Origin of the sequence: Aurantimonas sp., assembly GCF_964217435.1 — a bacterium.
In the GTDB taxonomy this organism is placed as follows: domain Bacteria; phylum Pseudomonadota; class Alphaproteobacteria; order Rhizobiales; family Rhizobiaceae; genus Aurantimonas; species Aurantimonas coralicida.
In genome coordinates this window covers 280,187-300,194 of record NZ_CAXPJM010000008.1, presented here as the reverse complement: position 1 = coordinate 300,194, position 20,008 = coordinate 280,187, and the positions used below count along the sequence as shown (strand labels likewise).

The window sequence follows — 20,008 nt, the reverse complement described above, 5'->3', positions numbered from 1 at the left end:
AGAGTTCGATAATAGGAAGGACCGCCATGACGAGCGCCAACGACATCCTGAAGCAGGTCAAGGACAACGACGTGAAATTCGTCGACCTGCGCTTCACCGACCCCAAGGGCAAGTCCCAGCACGTGACCATGGACGTCACCCTGGTCGACGAGGACCTGTTCTCCGAGGGCACGATGTTCGACGGTTCGTCGATCGCCGGCTGGAAGGCGATCAACGAGTCCGACATGGTTCTCATGCCGGATCCCGAGACGGCCTACATGGACCCGTTCTTCGCCCAGTCGACCATGGCGATCGTCTGCGACATTCTCGACCCGGTCTCCGGCGAGGCCTACAACCGCGACCCGCGCTCGACCGCCAAGAAGGCCGAAGCCTACCTGACCCAGTCGGGCACCGGCGACACGGCGTTCTTCGGTCCGGAAGCCGAGTTCTTCATCTTCGACGACGTCCGCTACAAGGCCGACCCGTACAACACCGGCTTCAAGCTCGACTCCACCGAGCTGCCGTCGAATGACGACGCCGAGTACGAGACAGGCAATCTCGGCCACCGTCCGCGCATCAAGGGCGGCTACTTCCCGCTGCCTCCGATCGATTCCTGCCAGGACATGCGCTCGGAAATGCTCACCGTCATGGCCGAGATGGGCGTCGCGGTCGAGAAGCATCACCACGAGGTCGCCGCGGCCCAGCACGAGCTTGGCATCAAGTTCGACACGCTGACCCGCAACGCCGACAAGATGCAGATCTACAAATACGTCATCCACCAGGTGGCGAACGCCTACGGCAAGACGGCGACCTTCATGCCGAAGCCGGTCTTCGGCGACAACGGCTCGGGCATGCACGTCCACCAGTCGATCTGGAAGAACGGCAAGCCGACCTTCGCCGGCGACGAATATGCCGGTCTGTCGGAGAGCGCGCTGTTCTACATCGGCGGCATCATCAAGCACGCCAAGGCCCTGAACGCCTTCACCAACCCGTCGACCAACTCGTTCAAGCGCCTGGTCCCGGGCTACGAGGCTCCGGTGCTGCTGGCCTATTCGGCCCGCAACCGCTCGGCCTCCTGCCGCATCCCGTTCGGCCAGTCGCCGAAGGCCAAGCGCGTCGAGGTCCGCTTCCCCGATCCGACCGCCAATCCGTATCTCGCCTTCGCGGCGATGCTGATGGCCGGCCTCGACGGCATCAAGAACAAGATCCACCCGGGCTCGGCCATGGACAAGGATCTGTACGACCTGCCGCCGGAAGAGCTGAAGGAAATCCCGACGGTCTGCCGCTCGCTGCGCGAGGCGATGGAAGCGCTGGATACCGATCGCGACTTCCTCAAGGCCGGTGGCGTCTTCGACGACGACCAGATCGACGCCTTCATCGACCTGAAGATGGCCGAGGTCCTGCGTTTCGAGATGACCCCGCATCCGGTCGAGTTCGACATGTACTACTCGGTCTGATCCGAACCGGTCGCCGGCTGCCGGCGGCGACCATCGGGTCTTCACGGACCGAACGGGAGGGGGTGCCATCGGCGCCCCCTTTTTGTTGCAGTGAAGACGCTGGTCATGCGGGGCGCCGGAGACGCTGCCCCGGAGCCGTTCGGGCGGCGGCCATCTCACCTGTCCCGGTCGCAACGCCGGAAACCGTGGATAAATCCGACAATCGGCGCTTTCCCTGCCCCCGGCAGAACCGGGCGCTTGAAGAACATTTCGTGAAAGTATAGGCATCACGGCATGGTTTACGAGCGCTCGACCCCAACGACGCGCGTCATGTGGCGATCCGCCAGGGAGTTCGCCGCGCGATGAGCGACGATCTGTTTTCCGGCAACGCCGCGCGCCAGCCGCGAGCGCCGAAGCCCAGCGCCAAGCCGCGCCCGGCAGCCAATCTCCAGGAACCGGCCGAATACACCGCGGCGGACATCGAGGTTCTCGAAGGGCTCGAGCCGGTCCGTCGTCGTCCCGGCATGTATATCGGCGGCACCGACGAAAAGGCGCTGCATCACCTCTTCGCCGAGGTCATCGACAATTCGATGGACGAGGCGACCGCGGGGCATGCCAATTTCATCGAGGTGGCGCTGGAAGCCGACGGCACCCTGTCGGTCGCCGACAACGGGCGCGGCATCCCCATCGATCCGCATCCCAAATATCGCGACAAGTCGGCGCTCGAAGTCATCATGACGACGCTGCATGCCGGCGGTAAGTTCGATTCCAAGGTCTACGAGACCTCCGGCGGCCTGCACGGCGTCGGCGTGTCCGTCGTCAACGCCCTGTCCGAGACGCTCGAGGTCGAGGTCGCCCGCAACCGCAGGCTCTATCGCCAGACCTATTCGCGCGGCCACGCCCAGACCGGGCTGGAGGAGATCGGCGACGTCCAGAACCGCCGCGGCACGCGGATCCGGTTCCGGCCTGACCCGGAGATTTTCGGCGCCGGCGCCCGCTTCCGTCCGGAACGGCTGCTCGCCATGGCGCGGTCCAAGGCCTATCTCTTCGGCGGCGTCGAGATCCGCTGGGCCTGCGACCCGTCGCTGCTGCCGGTCGACGGCAGCGTGCCGTCCCGCGATACCTTCCACTTCCCCGGCGGCCTGAAGGACTATCTCGACGGAACGCTCGACAAGCAGGGCCGCGTCACCTCGCAGATCTTCGCCGGGCGCACCGAGAAGGTCTCCGGCCACGGCGCGGTCGAATGGGCGGTGAGCTGGACCGCCGACGACGGCTTCGTCCGCTCCTACTGCAACACCATCCCGACGCCGGAGGGCGGCACCCACGAAGCGGGCCTCCGCTCGGTGCTGCTGCGCGGCCTCAAGGCCTTCGCCGAGGTGTCCGGCAACAAGCGTGCCGCCGTGATCACCGGCGACGACATCATGCTGACGGCGTCGGCGATGCTGTCGGTCTTCATCCGCGAGCCGGAATTCGTCGGCCAGACCAAGGACCGGCTGGCCACGGCCGAGGCCCAGCGTATCGTCGAGCAGTCGATGCGCGATTCCTTCGACATCTGGCTCGCCTCCTCGCCGCAGGACGCGGCGCGGCTGATCGACTGGGTGGTCGAGCGCGCCGACGAGCGGCTGCGCCGCCGCCAGGAAAAGGAAGTCAGCCGCAAGAGCGCGACCCGCAAGCTGCGCCTGCCTGGCAAGCTGGCCGACTGCTCGCAGAGCGGTTCGGTCAATGCCGAGATCTTCATCGTCGAGGGTGATTCCGCCGGCGGCTCGGCCAAGCAGGCCCGCGACCGCAAGGTGCAGGCGATCCTGCCTTTGCGCGGCAAGATCCTGAACGTCGCTTCGGCGGGCCGCGAGAAGTTCGGCGCCAACCAGCAGCTCGCCGATCTCATCCAGGCTTTGGGCTGCGGCACGCGGTCGAAATACCGCGAAGAGGATCTGCGCTACGAGCGCGTGATCATCATGACCGACGCCGACGTCGACGGCGCCCATATCGCCTCGCTGCTGATCACCTTCTTCTACCAGGAGATGCCGGAGCTGATCCGCGGCGGTCACCTCTTCCTCGCCGTGCCGCCGCTCTACAAGCTGACCCAGGGCGGCAAGACCGCCTATGCCCGCGACGACGCCGACCGTGAACGCCTGATCGCACGTGACTTCAAGGGCCGCGGCAAGGTGGAGATTTCGCGCTTCAAGGGTCTCGGCGAGATGCTGCCAGCGCAGCTCAAGGAAACCACCATGGACCCGCGCAAGCGCACGCTGCTGCGCGTCCACATGGATGAAACGCCCGAAGCCGGCACCTCCGGGGCGGTCAATGCGCTGATGGGCAACAAGCCCGAGGCGCGCTTCCGCTTCCTGCAGGACCGCGCCGCCTTCGTCGAGGATCTGGACATCTGACGGGCACGCCCCGTAAGAGAGCGACCAGATCCGGCACAGGGAGTCCGAAGATGGTCATTCGTTCCGCAAGCACCTTCGCCGGCGTCAGCCTGGCGGCCCTCATGATGGTCCAGAACGCGGCTCTGGCGCAGGCGACCGACGCCGCACCCGCCGCGGCCCCGGCTGCCGAACAGGCCGCCCCCGCCGCCTCGGCTGCCACGAATGAAGCCGCCCCCGCAGCACCCGCGACCGCTGCACCGGCGGCCGGCGGCGCCAACGATCCGGCGGCCGCTGCCGAAGCGCTCTCGCCGCTGATCGAGGACGTGCAGATCGTCGGCCCGTGGTCGGACGGCGACGTCCAGGGCGTTTGGCGCACGATCATGGTCCAGTCCCCGGCCGACGAGACGGATTACCATTTCTTCGTCCAGCAGCTCGAAGGCAGCGGCACCAATCTGACGCTGCGCTCCAGCACCGAGATCCGGGAACTCAACCAGATCGAGGGCGCCGTCGTCGGCTACCGGGCCGACGAACCGAGCGAGACCGAGCCCAACAGCCTGTCGCTGTTCTTCGATCTCCTGCCCTCGGATGGCGAGATCGCCGAGACCTACGAACTGCACTTCTTCCCGGACCAGCCTTACATGTTCGGCCCGGCGACCAACTGAGCCGGCGGCTCAGCCTGCGGCGGCCTCGGCGAGGCTGCGCCGCAGGATCTCGCTGGTGCGGTCCGGCCGCTCCATCGTCACCATGTGCCCGGTCGCCGGCAGCATCTCCAGCCGCGCGCCCGGGATCGCCGCGGCCATTTCGCGCGCGCGCTCCGGGGGGATGATCGCATCCGCCTCCCCGGCGACGACCGTCACCGGAACCTTGATCGTCGGAAGTCGGTCGCTCTGGTCCGGCCGGTCGATGATCGCCTGCTGCTGGCGAACGAAACCCTCGACACCGATTGACGTGGCCATTTGAACGATGCGCTCCCTGAGCGTCGCACTCGCCGTCTCCGGCGCGACGAGGCGCTCACAGAGCAGACGCGCGACCGGCTCGATCCCCTCTTCCCGTGCCGTCGCGATGAGCTGGTGGCGCATGGCGGTCTGCTCGGGCGTGTCGGCGCGGTGGCTCGTCGCCATCAGGGCCGCCGCCAGCACGCGCTCCGGCGCCAGTCGCAGCACCTCCAGCGCCACGTAGCCGCCCATGGACAGACCGCAGAGCGCGAACCTGTCGGGCGCATCGGCAAGGAGCCGCTCCGCCATGGCGGTGACCGACGCGTCGCTGGTGGTATCGGCGATCCGGATCGGATGTCCGGCCAGGGCCGCGATCTGATCGCGATACAGGTCGTCGGTGCACAACAAGCCCGGAATCATGACAATTGAGACGAAATTCACGATTTCTGCCCTGTAAATCCCGGTGAAAAGCCCCATTTGGGGCGTATCGGTTGACTCGCGCTCGTGCTCGCCCTATCGCCCCCATGAGATGGGCTTTCAAACGCTACCGAACGCAACCTCCCATTTACCCAAGAGAACAGCTAGCTTGAAACTCTTTTCCGAACTCGGCCTGAGCGCCAAGGTTCTGGCTGCCGTACATGCAGCCGGATACAATGAACCGACGCCGATTCAGGAACAGGCCATTCCGCATGCGCTTGAGCGCCGCGATGTCCTGGGAATTGCGCAGACGGGAACCGGCAAGACCGCGTCCTTCGTCCTGCCGATGTTGACCATGCTCGAGAAGGGGCGCGCGCGGGCCCGCATGCCCCGCACCCTGATCATAGAGCCGACGCGCGAACTCGCCGCGCAGGTCGCCGAATCCTTTACCCGCTACGGTCTCGACCAGAAGCTCAATGTCGCGCTGCTGATCGGTGGCGTCTCCTTCGCAGATCAGGATCGCAAGATCGACCGCGGCGCCGACGTCCTGATCGCCACGCCGGGCCGCCTGCTCGACCATTTCGAGCGCGGCAAGCTGCTGATGACCGCGGTGGAAGTGCTCGTCATCGACGAAGCCGACCGCATGCTGGACATGGGCTTCATCCCGGACATCGAGCGCATCTGCAAGCTGCTGCCGGTCTCGCGTCAGACCCTGTTCTTCTCGGCCACCATGCCGCCGGAGATCACGCGCCTGACCGAGCAGTTCCTCCAGAACCCGGTTCGCGTCGAAGTCGCCAAGCCGGCCTCGGCCGCGCTGACGGTGACGCAGCGTTTGGTCGCCACCAAGAAGGACGACTTCGAGAAGCGCGATACGTTGCGCCGAGTCATCCGCGACCAGACCGAACTGACCAACGCCATCATCTTCTGCAACCGCAAGCGGGACGTGGCGACACTGTTCCGCTCGCTGGAGCGCCACGGCTTCTCCGCCGGCGCGCTGCATGGCGACATGGACCAGCGTTCGCGCACCGCGATGCTGCAGGGCTTCCGCGACAACAAGATCCAGTTGCTGGTCGCTTCCGACGTCGCCGCGCGCGGCCTCGACATCCCGGCCGTCAGCCACGTCTTCAATTTCGACGTGCCGATCCATGCCGAGGACTATGTCCATCGCATCGGCCGCACCGGCCGGGCCGGACGTTCGGGTGCAGCCTTCACCCTGGCGACCAAGGCCGACAAGAAGCATCTCGACGCCATCGAGAAGCTGATCGGCAACGAGATCGAGTGGCTCGGCGAACCGGTCAGCGCCGTTTCCGACGACGAGACCAGCGAGAAGCCGGCGCGTCGCAGCGGCAGTGGCCGACGCTCGGGGTCCTCGACACGTCGTCGCGGTGGTGCCGCCGCAGCGGAGCCGGCAAGCGAGACGGCGCCGGAACAGGCGATCGAAGCGGAACCGGCCGTGGTTCGCGCCGAAGCCGGCGAGCTGGATGTGCCCGTCGAGGCGATCACGCGCGATGCTCCGGTGGAAACCGTCGAAGAGGATGTGGCACCGGTCCAGAAGCCGAGCCGCAGCCGTGCAGCCTCCAGCGATCGGGCGCGTCCCGCCGCATCGTCCTCTCGGACCCGTGGTGCCAAGCCCGCCGCGCCGCGTGGCGGCCGCAACGACGACAACGGCAAGTCGCCGGTCGGTTTCGGCGACGACATTCCCGCCTTCATGCTGATCGGGACCGGCACCTGACGGTGCCGGCCTGACCCGCTCTCAGCGCTGAAACGAAACGCCGGATGCGTGCTCGCTCATCCGGCGTAATTCTGTCCGGGCCTGCTTGGTGATGTCCATCGTCAGCGACACGGCGCCGTCCTCGCGGTCGTCGCGCGCCGTCACCGTGGCGTTCTCGTAGATCCACGGCACGAAGCCCATGGCGTCGGGCGCCACGTCCACGGTCAGCGTCACCGTGCCGCCGCCGATCCGCCGCTCGATATCCACCAGCAACGTGTCCACGCCGAAGCCGGTCACTGCCGACACGACATGCACGGCGTCGGTATCCGGCAGGCTCTCGCGCATCGTCGCCAGATGCTGGAGGCCGGCCTCGTCGAGCAGGTCCACCTTGTTCCAGATCTCGACCACGTGGTCGCTGTCATCGACGTCGATGTCGAGGTCGCGCAGGATCTTGCGCACGTCCTCGGCCTGGGCCAGCGTGTCGGGATCGGCCACGTCGCGCACATGTAAAACGATGTCGGCCTCGATCACCTCTTCCAGCGTCGCCCGGAAGGCCGCCACCAGATGCGTCGGCAGGTCCGAGACGAAGCCCACCGTGTCGGAGAACAGGATCTCGGTGCCGTGCGGCAGGGTCGTGCGACGCAGGGTGGGATCAAGCGTGGCGAAGAGCAGATTCTTCGCCATCACGTCGGCGCCGGTCAGCCGGTTGAACAGCGTCGACTTGCCGGCATTGGTATAGCCGACGAGCGCGACCACCGGATGCGGCGCCTTCTTGCGCTGGGCGCGGTGAAGCTGCCGGGTCCGCCGGACCTGTTCCAGGTCCTTCTCGAGCCGCTTGATCTTCTCCTGCAGCTGCCGCCGGTCGGATTCGATCTGGGTCTCGCCCGGACCGCCGAGGAAGCCGGCACCACCGCGCTGACGCTCCAGATGGGTCCAGCTGCGCACGAGCCGGCCGCGCTGATAGTTCAGATGCGCGAGTTCGACCTGCAGGCGTCCTTCCTTGGTGCGCGCCCGCTCGCCGAAGATCTCGAGAATGAGACCGGTCCGGTCGAGAACCTTGACGTTCAGCTCCCGTTCCAGATTGCGCTGCTGCACCGGGGTGAGCGGATGGTCGAAGACGACCAGCCCGATCTCCTCGCTGGCGATCACGCCCTTCATTTCCTCGACCTTGCCGGTGCCGATCAGTGTCGCCGGACGCGGCCGCTGGCCGCTGACGATACCGCTGGCGACGATGTCGAGCCCGATGGCCGCGGCGAGGCCCATGGCCTCGGCCAGGCGCGCATCGTGGCTCCGACGCGGCGCCTCAGCCGCGCCCGCCACATCGTCCTGCACGGGATATTGCTTGAACACGGGGACGTAGACCGCCGCACGGGTCGGAACGGTCTTGTGTTCGATCGGGCCTCGCGGCCCCACTTCTCTATGTTCGGCCAATCAGTCTTTCCTGTCTTCGTCGCTGCCATCGTACATGTGCACGGGCTGGGACGGCATGATGGTGGAGATGGCGTGCTTGTAGACCAGCTGGGAATGCCCGTCGCGGCGCAGCAGCACGCAGAAATTGTCGAAGGAGGTAACGACGCCGGTCAGCTTGACGCCGTTGACCAAGAAGATCGTCAGCGAAATCTTCTGCTTGCGGACGGTGTTGAGAAAGAGATCCTGAAGGTTCTGCGTGCGTTCGGCCATGTGGTCCTTGTCCTGTTCTTATTGGCGTCGGCTGAACCGGTCTTCGCCGGTCGTTCCGCGCATTGTCCTGCACCCGTCGACCCGGGCAATACGGCTTCGTCGTCTCTCGCAGGTCTCGCCGCCGGACCTGCGGATGCTCACCTCTCCTGCGTGCAGAATCTGCCAAGCCGGCGATGGCCGGCTCTGCCGCAAGGAGAACTCCCTTCGGACATGACACCGGCGCAGGCCGGACATCAAGCGCAGTCAGGCTCTCACGCCGACATTTATGTCGGCGCGGCCGTGCGCAACAGGGGGCGTCCCGCGCCGATCAGAAGAATTCGAGGCTGACCCGGAAAAGCTGCTCGACATGGCGCACGGCACCGGCCGCGGCGAAGATCACCACCCGGTCCTTCGCCTTGATCTTGGTCTGGCCGTCCGGGCGCACGAACTGGCCGTTGCGATAGATCGCGCCGACCCGCAGATTGTGCGGAAGGTTCAGGTCGCGCAGCGGCGTACCGACCAGGGGCGAGGTTTCCAGCGCCTCGGCCTCGATCGCTTCGGCCAGGCCGTTCTGGATCGAGTGCACGGCGCGGATGCGTCCCCGGCGCACATGCTGCAGCACGCGCGAGATCGTCACCGAGCGCGGATTGATGAAGGCGTCGATGCCCAGCGTGCGCGTGAAGGTCTGGTAGTCGGGATCGTTCAGCAGGGCGAGATTGCCCTTGCAGCCCAGCCGCTTGGCCATGACGCTGGAGAGGATGTTCACCTTGTCGTCATTGGTCAGCGCAACGAGCAGATCGGCCTCGGCGATGTCGGCCTCGTTGAGAATGGTCTGGTCGAGGCCGCTGCCATGCAGGACGATGGTGCGCTTCAGGCTGTCGGCGATGGTCACCGCCCGCTCGTGCTTGGTCTCGAGCACGCGGATCTTGGCGCCAAGGCTGCGCTTTTCCATCTGCTGGGCGACGTAGAAGCCGATATTGCCGCCGCCGACGATGACGATCCGCCCGGCTTCCGGCTCTTCGTGGCCGAACAGGCCCAGCGTCCGCTTCACATGGCTGCGCTCCGCCACGACATAGGCGATGTCGCCGGCCACCATCTGGTCCGACGAGGCCGGTACGAACAATTTGTCGCCGCGCAGGATGCCGACGACGGTCGCCTTCAGGTCGGGAAACAGATCGGTAAGCTGGGCAAGCGGCGTGTCGACCACCGGGCAGTCGTCCCGGCACTCGATGGCGACCATGGCGATGCTGTCGTCTGCGAACCGCACGACATCCATGGCCCCCGGCAGCGCGATCCGGCGCAGCGCCATCTCGCCGACCTCGACTTCCGGCGAAATGATCACGTCGATCGGCATGTTGTCGGTCGAGAACAGATCCTGCCAGTGCGAGCGCAGATAGCTCTGCGAGCGGATGCGGGCGATCTTGGTGGGTACGTTGAACAGCGAGTGGGCCACCTGGCAGGCGACCATGTTCACCTCGTCGTGCAGCGTCACGGCGATGATCATATCGGCCTGCTCGGCGCCCGCCTCGGCCAGCACGTCCGGATGGGCGCCGTGGCCGACGAAGCCCCTTGCGTCGAGATTGTCGCGGATGTTCTGGACAAGCGAACGAGAGGTGTCGATCACCGAGACGTCGTTGCGCTCGGACGCCAGTCGTTCGGCAATGCCGTACCCGACCTGGCCTGCACCACAGATCACGACTCTCATCCGTTCCGCCCTTCAAACGCCGAACTCTTCAGAGCCGCGTTCCTAATGCTTCGCGAGGACAAGCGCAAAGGCTGCTCGCGGCACCCTGCCCGCCCGTCCGGCATCGACGGGCCCCGGCGGGTCGGATCGGCGGATGAAGAGCCTAGATGCCGAGCGACTTCAGCTTGCGATGCAGTGCCGAGCGCTCCATGCCGACGAATTCCGCGGTGCGCGAAATGTTGCCGCCGAAGCGATTGATCTGCGCCACCAGATATTCCTTCTCGAACACCTCGCGCGCGTCGCGCAGGGGCAGGGCCAGGATCTGCCCGTCCGACTGGCTCGGCGTCTGCGGCAGCATCTCGCCGACCTCGCGCGGCAGCATGTCGGCCGAGATCGTCGTCTCGGCGTCGCCTTCGCGCGACAGGATCATCAGCCGCTCGACATTGTTGCGGAGCTGGCGGACGTTGCCGGGCCATTCGCTGGATTGCAGCACCGCCATCGCCTCCGGGCTGATCGCCCGCGGCTTGATGCCGGTCTGCTCGCTGATCTGCGTCATGAAAGCTTCGATCAGCAGCGGGATGTCCTGGCGCCGCTCGGCAAGCGGCGGAACCTGGACCGGGACCACGGCGAGGCGATGGTAGAGGTCCTCGCGGAAGGCGCCCTCGGCGATCATCGATTCCAGGTTCTGGGCCGTCGACGAGACAATGCGGACATCGACCTTCACACGCTTCGAGCCACCAACCCGCTCGAAGGTCTGTTCGGTCAGCACGCGCAGGATCTTGTTCTGGGTTTCGCGCGGCATGTCCCCGACCTCGTCGAGGAACAGGACGCCGCCATGGGCCTCCTCCAGCGCGCCGACCTTGCGCTCGACGCCGGGAGGCGCCTCGGTGCCGAAGAGTTCGACCTCCATGCGGTCGGGCGTGATCGCCGCGGCGTTCAGCGCTACGAAGGGCGCATCGGCACGGGCCGACCCGGCATGGATTGCCCGCGCGACCATTTCCTTGCCGGACCCCGACGCGCCGAGGATCATCACGCGGCTGTTGGTCGGCGCAACGCGCTCGATCAGCGTGCGCAGCTGGTTCATCGGATGCGACTTGCCGATCAGCTCGGCGAAGTCGGACGAGCGCCGGCGCAGTTCGGAAACCTCGCGCTTGAGCTTGGAGTTCTCCAGCGCCCTCTCGGCCACCAGGATCAGGCGATCGGCCTTGAACGGCTTCTCGATGTAGTCATAGGCGCCGCGCCGGATCGCCGAGACGGCGGTCTCGATATTGCCGTGACCGGAGATCATCACCACCGGGACTTCGGGATGCTGCGCCTTGATGGCGTCGAGCAGGTCGAGGCCGTCGAGGCGGCTGCCCTGCAGCCAGATGTCGAGGAAGACCAGGCGCGGCACGCGCTCGGCGATCGACTGCAACGCGGCGTCCGATCCCCCCGCTGTCCGGGTCTCGTGCCCCTCGTCCTCGAGGATTCCCGCCACCAGTTCGCGGATGTCGGCTTCGTCGTCGACGATCAGGATGTCCGATGCCATCGATCTCACCAATCCTTTCTCATGTCCCGGCATTCTCCCGGATGTCCGCGTCTGCAAAGCCATCCGCCGGCAGGGTGATGCGGACCATCGCCCCCTGCGGCTGATCGGGCGCGTCGTCGAGTTCGATCGTCCCGCCGTGTTCCTCGATGATCTTCCGCACGATGGCGAGGCCCAGCCCGGTCCCCTTCTCGCGCGTGGTCATGTAGGGCTCCAGAAGCCGATCTCGATCCTCCCGGGGAAATCCCCGGCCATTGTCGCTGATCTCGACCAGATGCCGCTCCCGGCCCGGCACGGCCCGGATGCGGATCTGCCCGTCGGCGACCTCGGCGGTCTCGAGCGATTCCACCGCATTCTTGACGAGATTTCCGAAGGCCTGGGAGAGCAGGCGAATATCGAAGGAGCCCAGCAGCGGCTCGTCGGGAATCTCGGCAACGAACGAAATACCGTGATCCCCCATTTCCCGCATGAACACCGCTTCCCGCAACGCTTCGCGCAGGTCCTTTGGTTCCATGCGCGGCTTCGGCATCCGGGCGAAGGTGGAGAATTCGTCCACCATCCGGCCGATGTCGGAGACCTGCCGGATGATTGTCTCGATGCACCGGTCGAAGACCTCGCGGTCGTCCTCGATGCGCTTGCCGTAGCGCCGCCGGATGCGCTCGGCCGAAAGCTGGATCGGGGTTAGCGGGTTCTTGATCTCATGCGCGATGCGCCTTGCGACGTCGGCCCAGGCGGAGGATCGCTGCGCGTCGACGAGATCGGTGATGTCGTCGATCGTCACGACGCTGGAGCGCGCGCCCTCGCTCTCCTCCGACGAGGTGATGCGGATGGCCAGGACGCGCTCGCGATCGCGGATGCGCAGCTTCACCTGCTCTTGGAATTCGGGGCGCGACGAGGCGGTCGCGGCCTCGAAGACCTGGCCGATGGTCGGGAACGTCTCGGTGAGTGACCGGCCGACGACGGCCTTGGCGTCGACGTGCAGGATCCGCTCGGCGGACGGGTTCAGCATCGACACCGAGCCGTCGCGCTCGACGCCGATGACGCCCACCGTCACGCCGGACAGCACCGCCTCGGTGAAACGCCGGCGTTCGTCGATGACGTCCTTGGCGTGGACCAGCTCGGAGCGCTGGCTGCGCAGCTGCAGGATCATGTTGTTGAAGGTGTTGGACAGGGAGCCGACATCGCCGTCCGAGGTCCGCACCGGCACCGAGACGGCGAGGTTGCCGCTCGAAACCTCGTCCGCTGCGCCCATCAGCAGCCGGATCGGCCGCACCAGCCGGTCGGCGACGCCGATGCCGGTCCAGATCGCCGACAGGAGCACGATCAGCATGATGCCCAGATAGAGCAGCGCGAAGGCCACCTGCAGCCCCAGACGGTTGGCCTGCAGGCTGGAATATTCTGCCGAACGCTCCTCCATCAGCCGCAGCGCGTCGAGCACTTCCGGATCGACGGCCCGCACCGTGTAGAGATAGCTGTTGGGCAATTGCCGCAGCTTGATGATCGCACCGACGAGATTGGTCACGCCGGGCGGGATGAACACCAGATTGCCGTCGGCTGCGCGCTGCAGCGCGTCCTCCGGCGGCACAGGCAGCGGCCGCTCGACCGCCACGTCGGCCCGCAGGAAGGGCGTGCCGTCGGCCCGCAGAATCTGCGCGCCGAGCAGCGAGCGCCCCTTGGCCTGATCGGTCATCAGGTTCTCGAAACCGTTCTGGTCGAGATCGAACAGCCGTCGCTGCTGGTCGAGATCGTAGGCCATCGACAGGGTCGAGCCCTGCAGATTGCGGGCGTTCTCGTTCACATAGGCGCGGGCGACGCTGATCGACGATTCCACGATGGTGCGCGTGCGGATCTCGAACCAGCGATCCAGTCCGAGATCGAGCGTCACGCCGGCAACGATCGCCACCAGCAGCGCCGGCAGGGCCGCGACGATCGAGAACAGGGCAACGATGCGCACATGCAGGCGGGAGGCCGCCCTGCCCTGGCGGCGAGCCCGGACCATGCGCAGCACCTCGCGCCCGATCAAGACGCAGAGCAGCACGACGAAGGCGCCGTTCACGATGGTGGCGATGGTGACGATCGTGTCGGTCGGCGCGATCGGCGTCAGTCCCATCAGGACGACGAAGGAGATGGCGCCGGTGATCAGCGCGCCGACCACCGCGATCAGCCCCGGAACCAGCATGAAGCGACGGCGCTCCATGAGGAACGGAACCTCGGGCGCGCTCTGTTGGGGTGTCAGGCTCATGAATCACTGCAACCGGTCATCACGTTGCTACAATGCAACGGAATGTGGCCAAAGTGCAACGAGGCTGGAAAATGCCGCTCAGCGGATCGCGCGAATCACCGAGATGTCGAGATCGCGGATCTTCTTGCGAAGGGTGTTGCGGTTGACCCCCAAGAGATCGGCCGCCTTCACCTGATTGCCGCGCGTGGCCGCCAGTGCCGCCGCGATCAGCGGATACTCGACCTCCCGCAGGATCCGCCCGTGCAGCCCGGGCGGCGGAAGATCGTCGCCGAAGGAAGCGAAATAGTCGGACAGATAGCGCTCGACCGCGGCGCTCAGATCGATGGGCTTGCCGCCGTCGCCGTCGAGACCCGGTGTCTTGGCCACGTCGTTCGACAGCTCGTGCTCGACCAGCTCGGCCGAGATTTCATCCTGCGGATAGAGCGCCGACAGACGCCGGATGAGGTTTTCCAGTTCGCGGACGTTGCCGGGCCACGGATAGCGCCGCATCACGTCCAGCGCGCCCTGGCTCAGCACCTTGCGCGGCAGTCCCTGCTTCTCGACCTCGGTGAAGAAGTGGCGCGCGAGATCGGCCAGATCCTCGATGCGCTCGCGTAGCGGCGGCAGGCGCAGCGGCACCACGTTGAGGCGATAGAACAGATCCTCGCGGAACAGGCCACGAGCGATGAGCTGGCGCAGATCCTTGTTGGTCGCCGCGACGATCCGCACGTCGGTGGCGATGGGCGTGCGCCCGCCGACGACGGTGTATTCGCCCTGCTGCAGCACCCGGAGCAGACGGGTCTGGGCCTCCATCGGCATGTCGCCGATCTCGTCCAGGAACAGCGTGCCGCCTTCGGCCTGCTCGAAGCGGCCGCTGGTGCGGGCCTGCGCGCCGGTGAAGGCGCCCTTTTCGTGGCCGAAGAGCTCGGACTCGATCAGTTCGCGGGGGATTGCCGCCATGTTGATGGCCACGAAGGGGCCTTTGCGGCGGCGCCCGTAATCGTGCAGCGCGCGGGCGACCAGCTCCTTGCCGGTGCCCGATTCGCCCGTGATGGTCACCGTCAGGTCGGTCTGCATCATCCGGGCCAGCGCCCGGTAGATATCCTGCATGGCCGGCGAGCGCCCCACCAGCGGCATGGAATCATGCAGTTCGTCCGGCGCGTCCGGGCGCCGGCTCTCCTTCGGCTCCGACAGCGCCCGGCGCACGATGGCGACGAGCTCGGTCAGGTCGAAGGGCTTGGGAATGTAGTCGTAGGCGCCCTTCTCCGACGCCTTGATGGCGGTCATGAAGGTGTTCTGCGCGCTCATCACGATGACCGGCAGATCGGGCCGCGAGTTCTTGATCTTCGGCAGCGTGTCGAAGGCATTGCCGTCGGGCATCAGCACGTCGGTGATGACGAGATCGCCCTCGCCCGCCGCGATCCAGCGCCACAGCGTCGCGATGTTCGAGGTAACCCGGACTTCGAAGCCCGCCCGCATCAGGGCCTGTGAGACCACCGTGCGGATGGCGGAGTCATCGTCGGCAACGAGAATCTGCATGCTCATTCCAATTCCTCAGACTTCCGATGCCGGATGGGGCGCGTCTGCCGGCGTTTCCGCGATCTCGCGCCAGGCCGGCATGAGAATGCGGAAGCTCGTATGCCCTTCGTGGGACTCGCACTCGATGACACCGCCATGGTCGCCGACGATCTTGGCGACGAGGGCGAGGCCCAGTCCTGAGCCGCTCGGCTTGGTGGTCACGAAGGGGTCGAAGATGTGCTCGCGGATGTCGTCGGGGATGCCCGCGCCATTGTCCTCGACGGTGAATTCCAGCGGCAGCGTGACGCGATCGCGGGTGCCCGGCACGGACAGGCGCACCCCCGGCTTGAAGGCGGTGATAAGCCGGATTTCGCCACCCTCGCGGTCGCCCACCGCCTCGGCGGCGTTCTTCACGAGGTTCAGGAAGATCTGCACCAGCTGGTCGCGATTGGCGAAAACTGGCGGCAGCGACGGATCGTAGAGCTCGATGATCTTGATCTTCCGGGCAACGCCCGAACGCGCCAGCGTCTTCACATGTTCGAGGACCGAATGGATGTTCACAGCCGAACGCTCGATCGGCCGCTGGTCCGAGAACACCTCCATTCGGTCGACGAGCTTGACGATCCGGTCGCTCTCTTCCTGGATCAGCCGCGTCAGGCTGCGATCCTCGTCGCTGGCCGAGGTGGCCAGCAATTGCGCCGCGCCCTTGATCCCCGACAGCGGATTGCGAATTTCATGGGCGAGCATGGCGGCAAGGCCGGTGACCGAGCGCGCCGCCGAGCGGTGGGTGAGCTGGCGGTCCATCTTCTCGGCGATGGAGCGCAGCTGGATCATCACCACCACGAGATCGGGATCGTCGGGCAGGTTCGAGACATAGAGATCCACCAGCCGCTCGCCGCCGAGCCGCGGCGACGACACGTCCACCCGGTACTCGCTGATCCGGCCCTGCTGCTCGCGCACCTGGTCGATCAGCGCAAAGAGCGGGCTATCGGCCGGCACGAAATCCTGCAGGCGCCGCTTGGCGAGATACGACATGCCGGCGGAGAAGAACTGCTCGGCGTCGGAATTGGCGAAGCGGAACCGGCCGCTGCGGTCGATGACCACCACCGGGTGCGGCAGCGCGTTGAGAATACGTGTCTGTGTCGCCGCCAGATCCATGGGGGCCGCTTCATCGTTCATGGTTCAGGCTGCTTCCTGCATGGCGGAGGGCGCGAGGCTCGGCTCGACGTCCAGAAGGCGGGTCTCGGCGAAAAGGTGGCGCAGAACGCTCAGCACGGCCTGCGGGTCCTGGCCGGCCATGACCGCCATCCGGTCGGCTTCCGGCACCGATCCGGTGGCGGCGATGAAACGGTCGAGATACCAGCCCAGATGCTTGCGGGCATGGCGCACACCGATGCGCGCGCCATAATGATCCAGCATCGCCGCATAGTGCTCGGCCACGAGATCGCCGAGCGAGAAGCGGGCCAGTTCGTCCGCCCCGATCGCACCGGCCATCAGGCCCGGCAGCCACGGACGCCCCTGCGACCCGCGGCCGACCATCACCGCGTCGGCGCCGCTCTGGGCGAGCATCGCCGCGATCTGTTCCGGTGAGACGAGATCGCCATTGGCGACCAGCGGCACGGACACGGCGGCCCGGACGGCAGCAATGGCGGGCCAGTCCGCCTGGCCTTCGTAGAAGTCGCTGCGGGTGCGTCCGTGAACCGTGATCATGGCGACACCGGCGGCCTCGGCCGCGGCAGCCAGTTCGGGCGCGTTGATCGACTCGCGGTCCCAGCCGAGCCGCATCTTGAGGGTCACCGGCACGCTGCCGGCCCCGGCCACGGTCGCCTCGACGATCCGCAGGGCGAGGTCCGGCTCGCGCATCAGCGCCGAACCCGACAGCCCGCCCACGACCTTCTTGGCGGGGCAGCCCATGTTGATGTCGATGATATCCGTGCCGTTGTCGGCCAGTTGCGCGGCGGCGCGCCGCATCCAGGCCGGATCACGCCCGGCGAGCTGCACGACGTGCAGTCCCGGCCCGTCGCGCATGGCCCGAAGCGCGCTCTCGTCGCAGCCTTTGACGAACTCGCCGCTGGCGACCATCTCCGACACCACCATGCCGGCGCCGAAGCGCCGCGCCAGCCGCCGGAACGGCACGTCGGAGATCCCTGACAGAGGCGCAAGGAACACGCGGTTCGCCAGCCTGTGGCCACCGACATGAAGCGGCATCCGGACGCAGGACTGGGTCGGGCCGGAACCGCCCAATGTTTGGGCGTCTACTGAATGTGTCGTTTCTTTCGCCATTTGGCTGTAACTTATCCGGGCATGCACAAAAGACAAGCACGTGCCTTGCATAGCTGCTTCCCTCTATGGTTCACGCGGGCGAGGCAAACGTGACGGGGATCGAACGATGAAGCGGAGCGTGGCTGCGGTCATCGTCGCGGCCGGACGCGGCGAACGCGCAGGCCAGTCGGTGGAGGGCCCCAAGCAGTACCGTTCGCTGGCCTCACGGGCGGTGATCGCGCACACCGTCCGCGTCTTTCTCGACCATCCCGGCATCGACCGCATCGTGATCGTCATCCACAGGGATGATCGCGCGCTGCTCGCCGCGGCCCTCCAAAACGACCTCGACCGCGTCCAAGTCACCCTCGGCGGCGCGACTCGCCAGGAATCGGTATGCCGCGGACTGGGGGCGCTGGCGGACCCTGCCCCCGATGTGGTGCTGATTCACGACGCCGTCCGGCCCTTCGTCGACGCCGGTCTGATCGACCGCACGCTTGCTGCCATTGGCGAGACCGAAGGAGCCATCCCGGCCATCGCCGTCCCCGACACGTTGAAGAAGGCGGCCCCCGACGGGCAGATCGCCGCCACGGTCGACCGGCGCGACCTGTACGCGGCGCAGACGCCGCAGGGTTTCCCCTTCGCGGCCATCTGCGCGGCCCATGAGGCTGCCGCGACATCCGGGCGCGACGATTTCACCGACGACGCCTCCATTGCCGAATGGGCTGGCCTTCCCGTTCGTCTCGTCGAAGGGCTGGCGGAAAACGTGAAACTGACGACGGCTCGTGATATCGCGCTGGCCGACGAACGGATGCGGGGAATACGGCCGATGATCGATGTCAGGACAGGCAATGGCTACGACGTGCACCGCCTCGTCGCGGGCGACCACGTCACCCTCTGCGGGATCGCCATTCCGCACGACCAGGCACTGGACGGCCATTCCGACGCCGATGTGGGCCTGCATGCCTTGACCGACGCCTTGCTGGCGACCTGCGGCGCGGGCGACATCGGCGACCACTTCCCGCCCAGCGACCCGCAATGGCGCGGGGCGCCGTCGCGCATTTTCGTGGAGAAGGCGGTGGAGATCGTCCGGGCCAAGGGCGGCCGGATCATGAATGCGGATATCTCGCTGATCTGCGAGGCGCCGAAGATTGCGCCGCATCGCGCTGCCATGTGCGCAGCGATCGCCACGATGACCGGGCTCGACGCGGAGCGGGTATCGGTGAAGGCGACGACCAACGAGACCATCGGCTTCGTCGGCCGGCGCGAGGGCATCGCCGCGATCGCGACGGCCAGCGTGTCCTATGGAGAGACCCGGTGAGTGCCGATGCGACGGTGATCGCGGCGAAGGCACGCGGCGTCATCGATGCCTATGCGAAGGCCGGCCTGACCATTGCGACGGCCGAATCCTGCACGGGCGGAATGATTGCGGCGGCCCTCACCGACATTGCCGGCTCGTCCGCCGTGCTCGACCGTGGCTATGTCACCTATTCCAATGCCGCGAAAATCGAGATGATCGGCGTCGATGCCGCGACCCTGGCAGAACACGGTGCGGTGTCCGAACCGGTAGCGTGCGAGATGGCCGAGGGGGCGCGCCGCGCGTCCGGCGCGAGCGTCGCAATCTCCGTCACGGGGATTGCCGGCCCGGGCGGCGGCTCGGCCGACAAGCCGGTGGGCCTCGTGCACTTCGCCTGCGCGGGGCCGACAACCACCCGCCATCGGGAATGCCGCTTCGGCCCGCTCGGTCGGGCGGACATCAGGAGCGCCAGCGTCGGTGTCGCGCTGGACATGCTGCTCGATGCGCTCGCGGATCAGCCGGCGCTCTGAGCGCTCCGGGCACCGTCGCCATAGATCACGTCCGCGCGCGCCTCGAAGGCCTCAGCAAAGCGCCGGAAGGCGTAGTCGAACATCGAGCCCATCAAAAGCCCCAGCGTGCGGCTCTTGAACTCGTACTCGATGTCGAACTTGACGTCGCAGGCATCCTCGCCGACCGGCACGAAATCCCAGCGATTGTCGAGATAGCGGAACGGGCCCTCGACATATTTCACGTCGATGCGGCGCTCGTCCGGCTTCAGCAGCACCTGCGTCGAGAAGGTCTCGCGGACCATCTTGTAGGCGACGGTCATGTCGGCCACCAGCAGCGTCTTGCCGTCGCGTTCGCGCCGCGAGCGCACGTTCAGCTGCTGGCAGAGCGGGAGGAACTCGGGGTATTTCTCGACATCGGCGACCAGCGCGAACATCTCGTCGGCGGAGTGGTGCACGCGCCGGGTGGTCTGGAAGTGAGCCATAATCGTCGCT

16 protein-coding genes are annotated in these 20,008 nt (G+C 66.6%); 6 read left to right on the top strand and 10 right to left on the bottom strand.

From position 1 onward, the window contains the following. Positions 1 to 26: 26 nt before the first annotated feature. From glnA to ACEQX1_RS04650, 3 genes are all read left to right on the top strand, one after another. A complete protein-coding gene (gene glnA, locus ACEQX1_RS04660) occupies positions 27 to 1,436 on the top strand; it encodes a type I glutamate--ammonia ligase (RefSeq protein WP_009209532.1) in 1,410 nt (469 codons plus the stop codon). Between the two features lie 341 nt (positions 1,437 to 1,777). Then, a complete protein-coding gene (gene parE / locus ACEQX1_RS04655; protein WP_187389718.1) occupies positions 1,778 to 3,802 on the top strand; it encodes a DNA topoisomerase IV subunit B in 2,025 nt (674 codons plus the stop codon). Positions 3,803 to 3,852: 50 nt separating this feature from the next. Beyond that, positions 3,853 to 4,443: a hypothetical protein gene (locus ACEQX1_RS04650; protein ID WP_370194890.1), complete on the top strand. Its 591-nt coding sequence runs from the start codon at positions 3,853 to 3,855 to the stop codon at positions 4,441 to 4,443. Positions 4,444 to 4,452: 9 nt separating this feature from the next. Here the strand turns inward: ACEQX1_RS04650 and ACEQX1_RS04645 are convergent, their stop codons facing one another. Then, entirely contained in the window at positions 4,453 to 5,124 is a 672-nt protein-coding gene (locus tag ACEQX1_RS04645) for an alpha/beta fold hydrolase (RefSeq protein WP_370194891.1), read from the bottom strand. 178 nt (positions 5,125 to 5,302) lie between these two features. Here ACEQX1_RS04645 and ACEQX1_RS04640 point away from each other — a divergent pair, with 178 nt between their 5' ends. Then, complete coding sequence (locus tag ACEQX1_RS04640) at positions 5,303 to 6,865, top strand: DEAD/DEAH box helicase (protein ID WP_370194892.1); 1,563 nt, start codon at positions 5,303 to 5,305, stop codon at positions 6,863 to 6,865. 21 nt (positions 6,866 to 6,886) lie between these two features. Here ACEQX1_RS04640 and hflX read toward each other — a convergent pair whose 3' ends face one another. The 8 genes from hflX to dusB form a co-directional block, all read right to left on the bottom strand. Continuing rightward, positions 6,887 to 8,275: a GTPase HflX gene (gene hflX, locus ACEQX1_RS04635; RefSeq protein ID WP_370196546.1), complete on the bottom strand. Its 1,389-nt coding sequence runs from the start codon at positions 8,273 to 8,275 to the stop codon at positions 6,887 to 6,889. Beyond that, positions 8,276 to 8,524: an RNA chaperone Hfq gene (hfq, locus tag ACEQX1_RS04630; RefSeq protein ID WP_024350643.1), complete on the bottom strand. Its 249-nt coding sequence runs from the start codon at positions 8,522 to 8,524 to the stop codon at positions 8,276 to 8,278. It abuts the gene before it with no gap. A 307-nt stretch (positions 8,525 to 8,831) separates the two neighbouring features. Next, on the bottom strand, positions 8,832 to 10,208 hold the full coding sequence (trkA, locus tag ACEQX1_RS04625; RefSeq protein WP_024350642.1) for a Trk system potassium transporter TrkA: 1,377 nt from the start codon (positions 10,206 to 10,208) through the stop codon (positions 8,832 to 8,834). Positions 10,209 to 10,350: 142 nt separating this feature from the next. Next, entirely contained in the window at positions 10,351 to 11,715 is a 1,365-nt protein-coding gene (locus tag ACEQX1_RS04620) for a sigma-54 dependent transcriptional regulator (protein ID WP_187389723.1), read from the bottom strand. A gap of 19 nt (positions 11,716 to 11,734) precedes the next feature. Then, positions 11,735 to 13,954: an ATP-binding protein gene (locus ACEQX1_RS04615; protein WP_370196545.1), complete on the bottom strand. Its 2,220-nt coding sequence runs from the start codon at positions 13,952 to 13,954 to the stop codon at positions 11,735 to 11,737. A gap of 78 nt (positions 13,955 to 14,032) precedes the next feature. Then, on the bottom strand, positions 14,033 to 15,478 hold the full coding sequence (gene ntrC / locus ACEQX1_RS04610) for a nitrogen regulation protein NR(I) (protein WP_370194943.1): 1,446 nt from the start codon (positions 15,476 to 15,478) through the stop codon (positions 14,033 to 14,035). Positions 15,479 to 15,487: 9 nt separating this feature from the next. Next, the gene (locus tag ACEQX1_RS04605; protein ID WP_187389725.1) at positions 15,488 to 16,630 is read right to left on the bottom strand and encodes a nitrogen regulation protein NR(II); all 1,143 of its coding nucleotides are present in this window, start codon (positions 16,628 to 16,630) and stop codon (positions 15,488 to 15,490) included. A gap of 3 nt (positions 16,631 to 16,633) precedes the next feature. Then, the gene (gene dusB / locus ACEQX1_RS04600) at positions 16,634 to 17,659 is read right to left on the bottom strand and encodes a tRNA dihydrouridine synthase DusB (protein WP_370194944.1); all 1,026 of its coding nucleotides are present in this window, start codon (positions 17,657 to 17,659) and stop codon (positions 16,634 to 16,636) included. 181 nt (positions 17,660 to 17,840) lie between these two features. Here dusB and ACEQX1_RS04595 point away from each other — a divergent pair, with 181 nt between their 5' ends. Continuing rightward, positions 17,841 to 19,031, top strand: coding sequence for a bifunctional 2-C-methyl-D-erythritol 4-phosphate cytidylyltransferase/2-C-methyl-D-erythritol 2,4-cyclodiphosphate synthase (locus tag ACEQX1_RS04595; protein ID WP_370194945.1), 1,191 nt, complete (start codon positions 17,841 to 17,843; stop codon positions 19,029 to 19,031). Beyond that, positions 19,028 to 19,537: a CinA family protein gene (locus ACEQX1_RS04590; protein WP_370194946.1), complete on the top strand. Its 510-nt coding sequence runs from the start codon at positions 19,028 to 19,030 to the stop codon at positions 19,535 to 19,537. Before ACEQX1_RS04595 ends, ACEQX1_RS04590 begins: the two co-directional genes overlap by 4 nt. Here the strand turns inward: ACEQX1_RS04590 and ACEQX1_RS04585 are convergent. Then, positions 19,522 to 19,998, bottom strand: coding sequence for a type II toxin-antitoxin system RatA family toxin (locus ACEQX1_RS04585; RefSeq protein ID WP_187389727.1), 477 nt, complete (start codon positions 19,996 to 19,998; stop codon positions 19,522 to 19,524). The two genes, ACEQX1_RS04590 and ACEQX1_RS04585, sit on opposite strands and share 16 nt — an antisense overlap. Positions 19,999 to 20,008 lie beyond the last annotated feature (10 nt).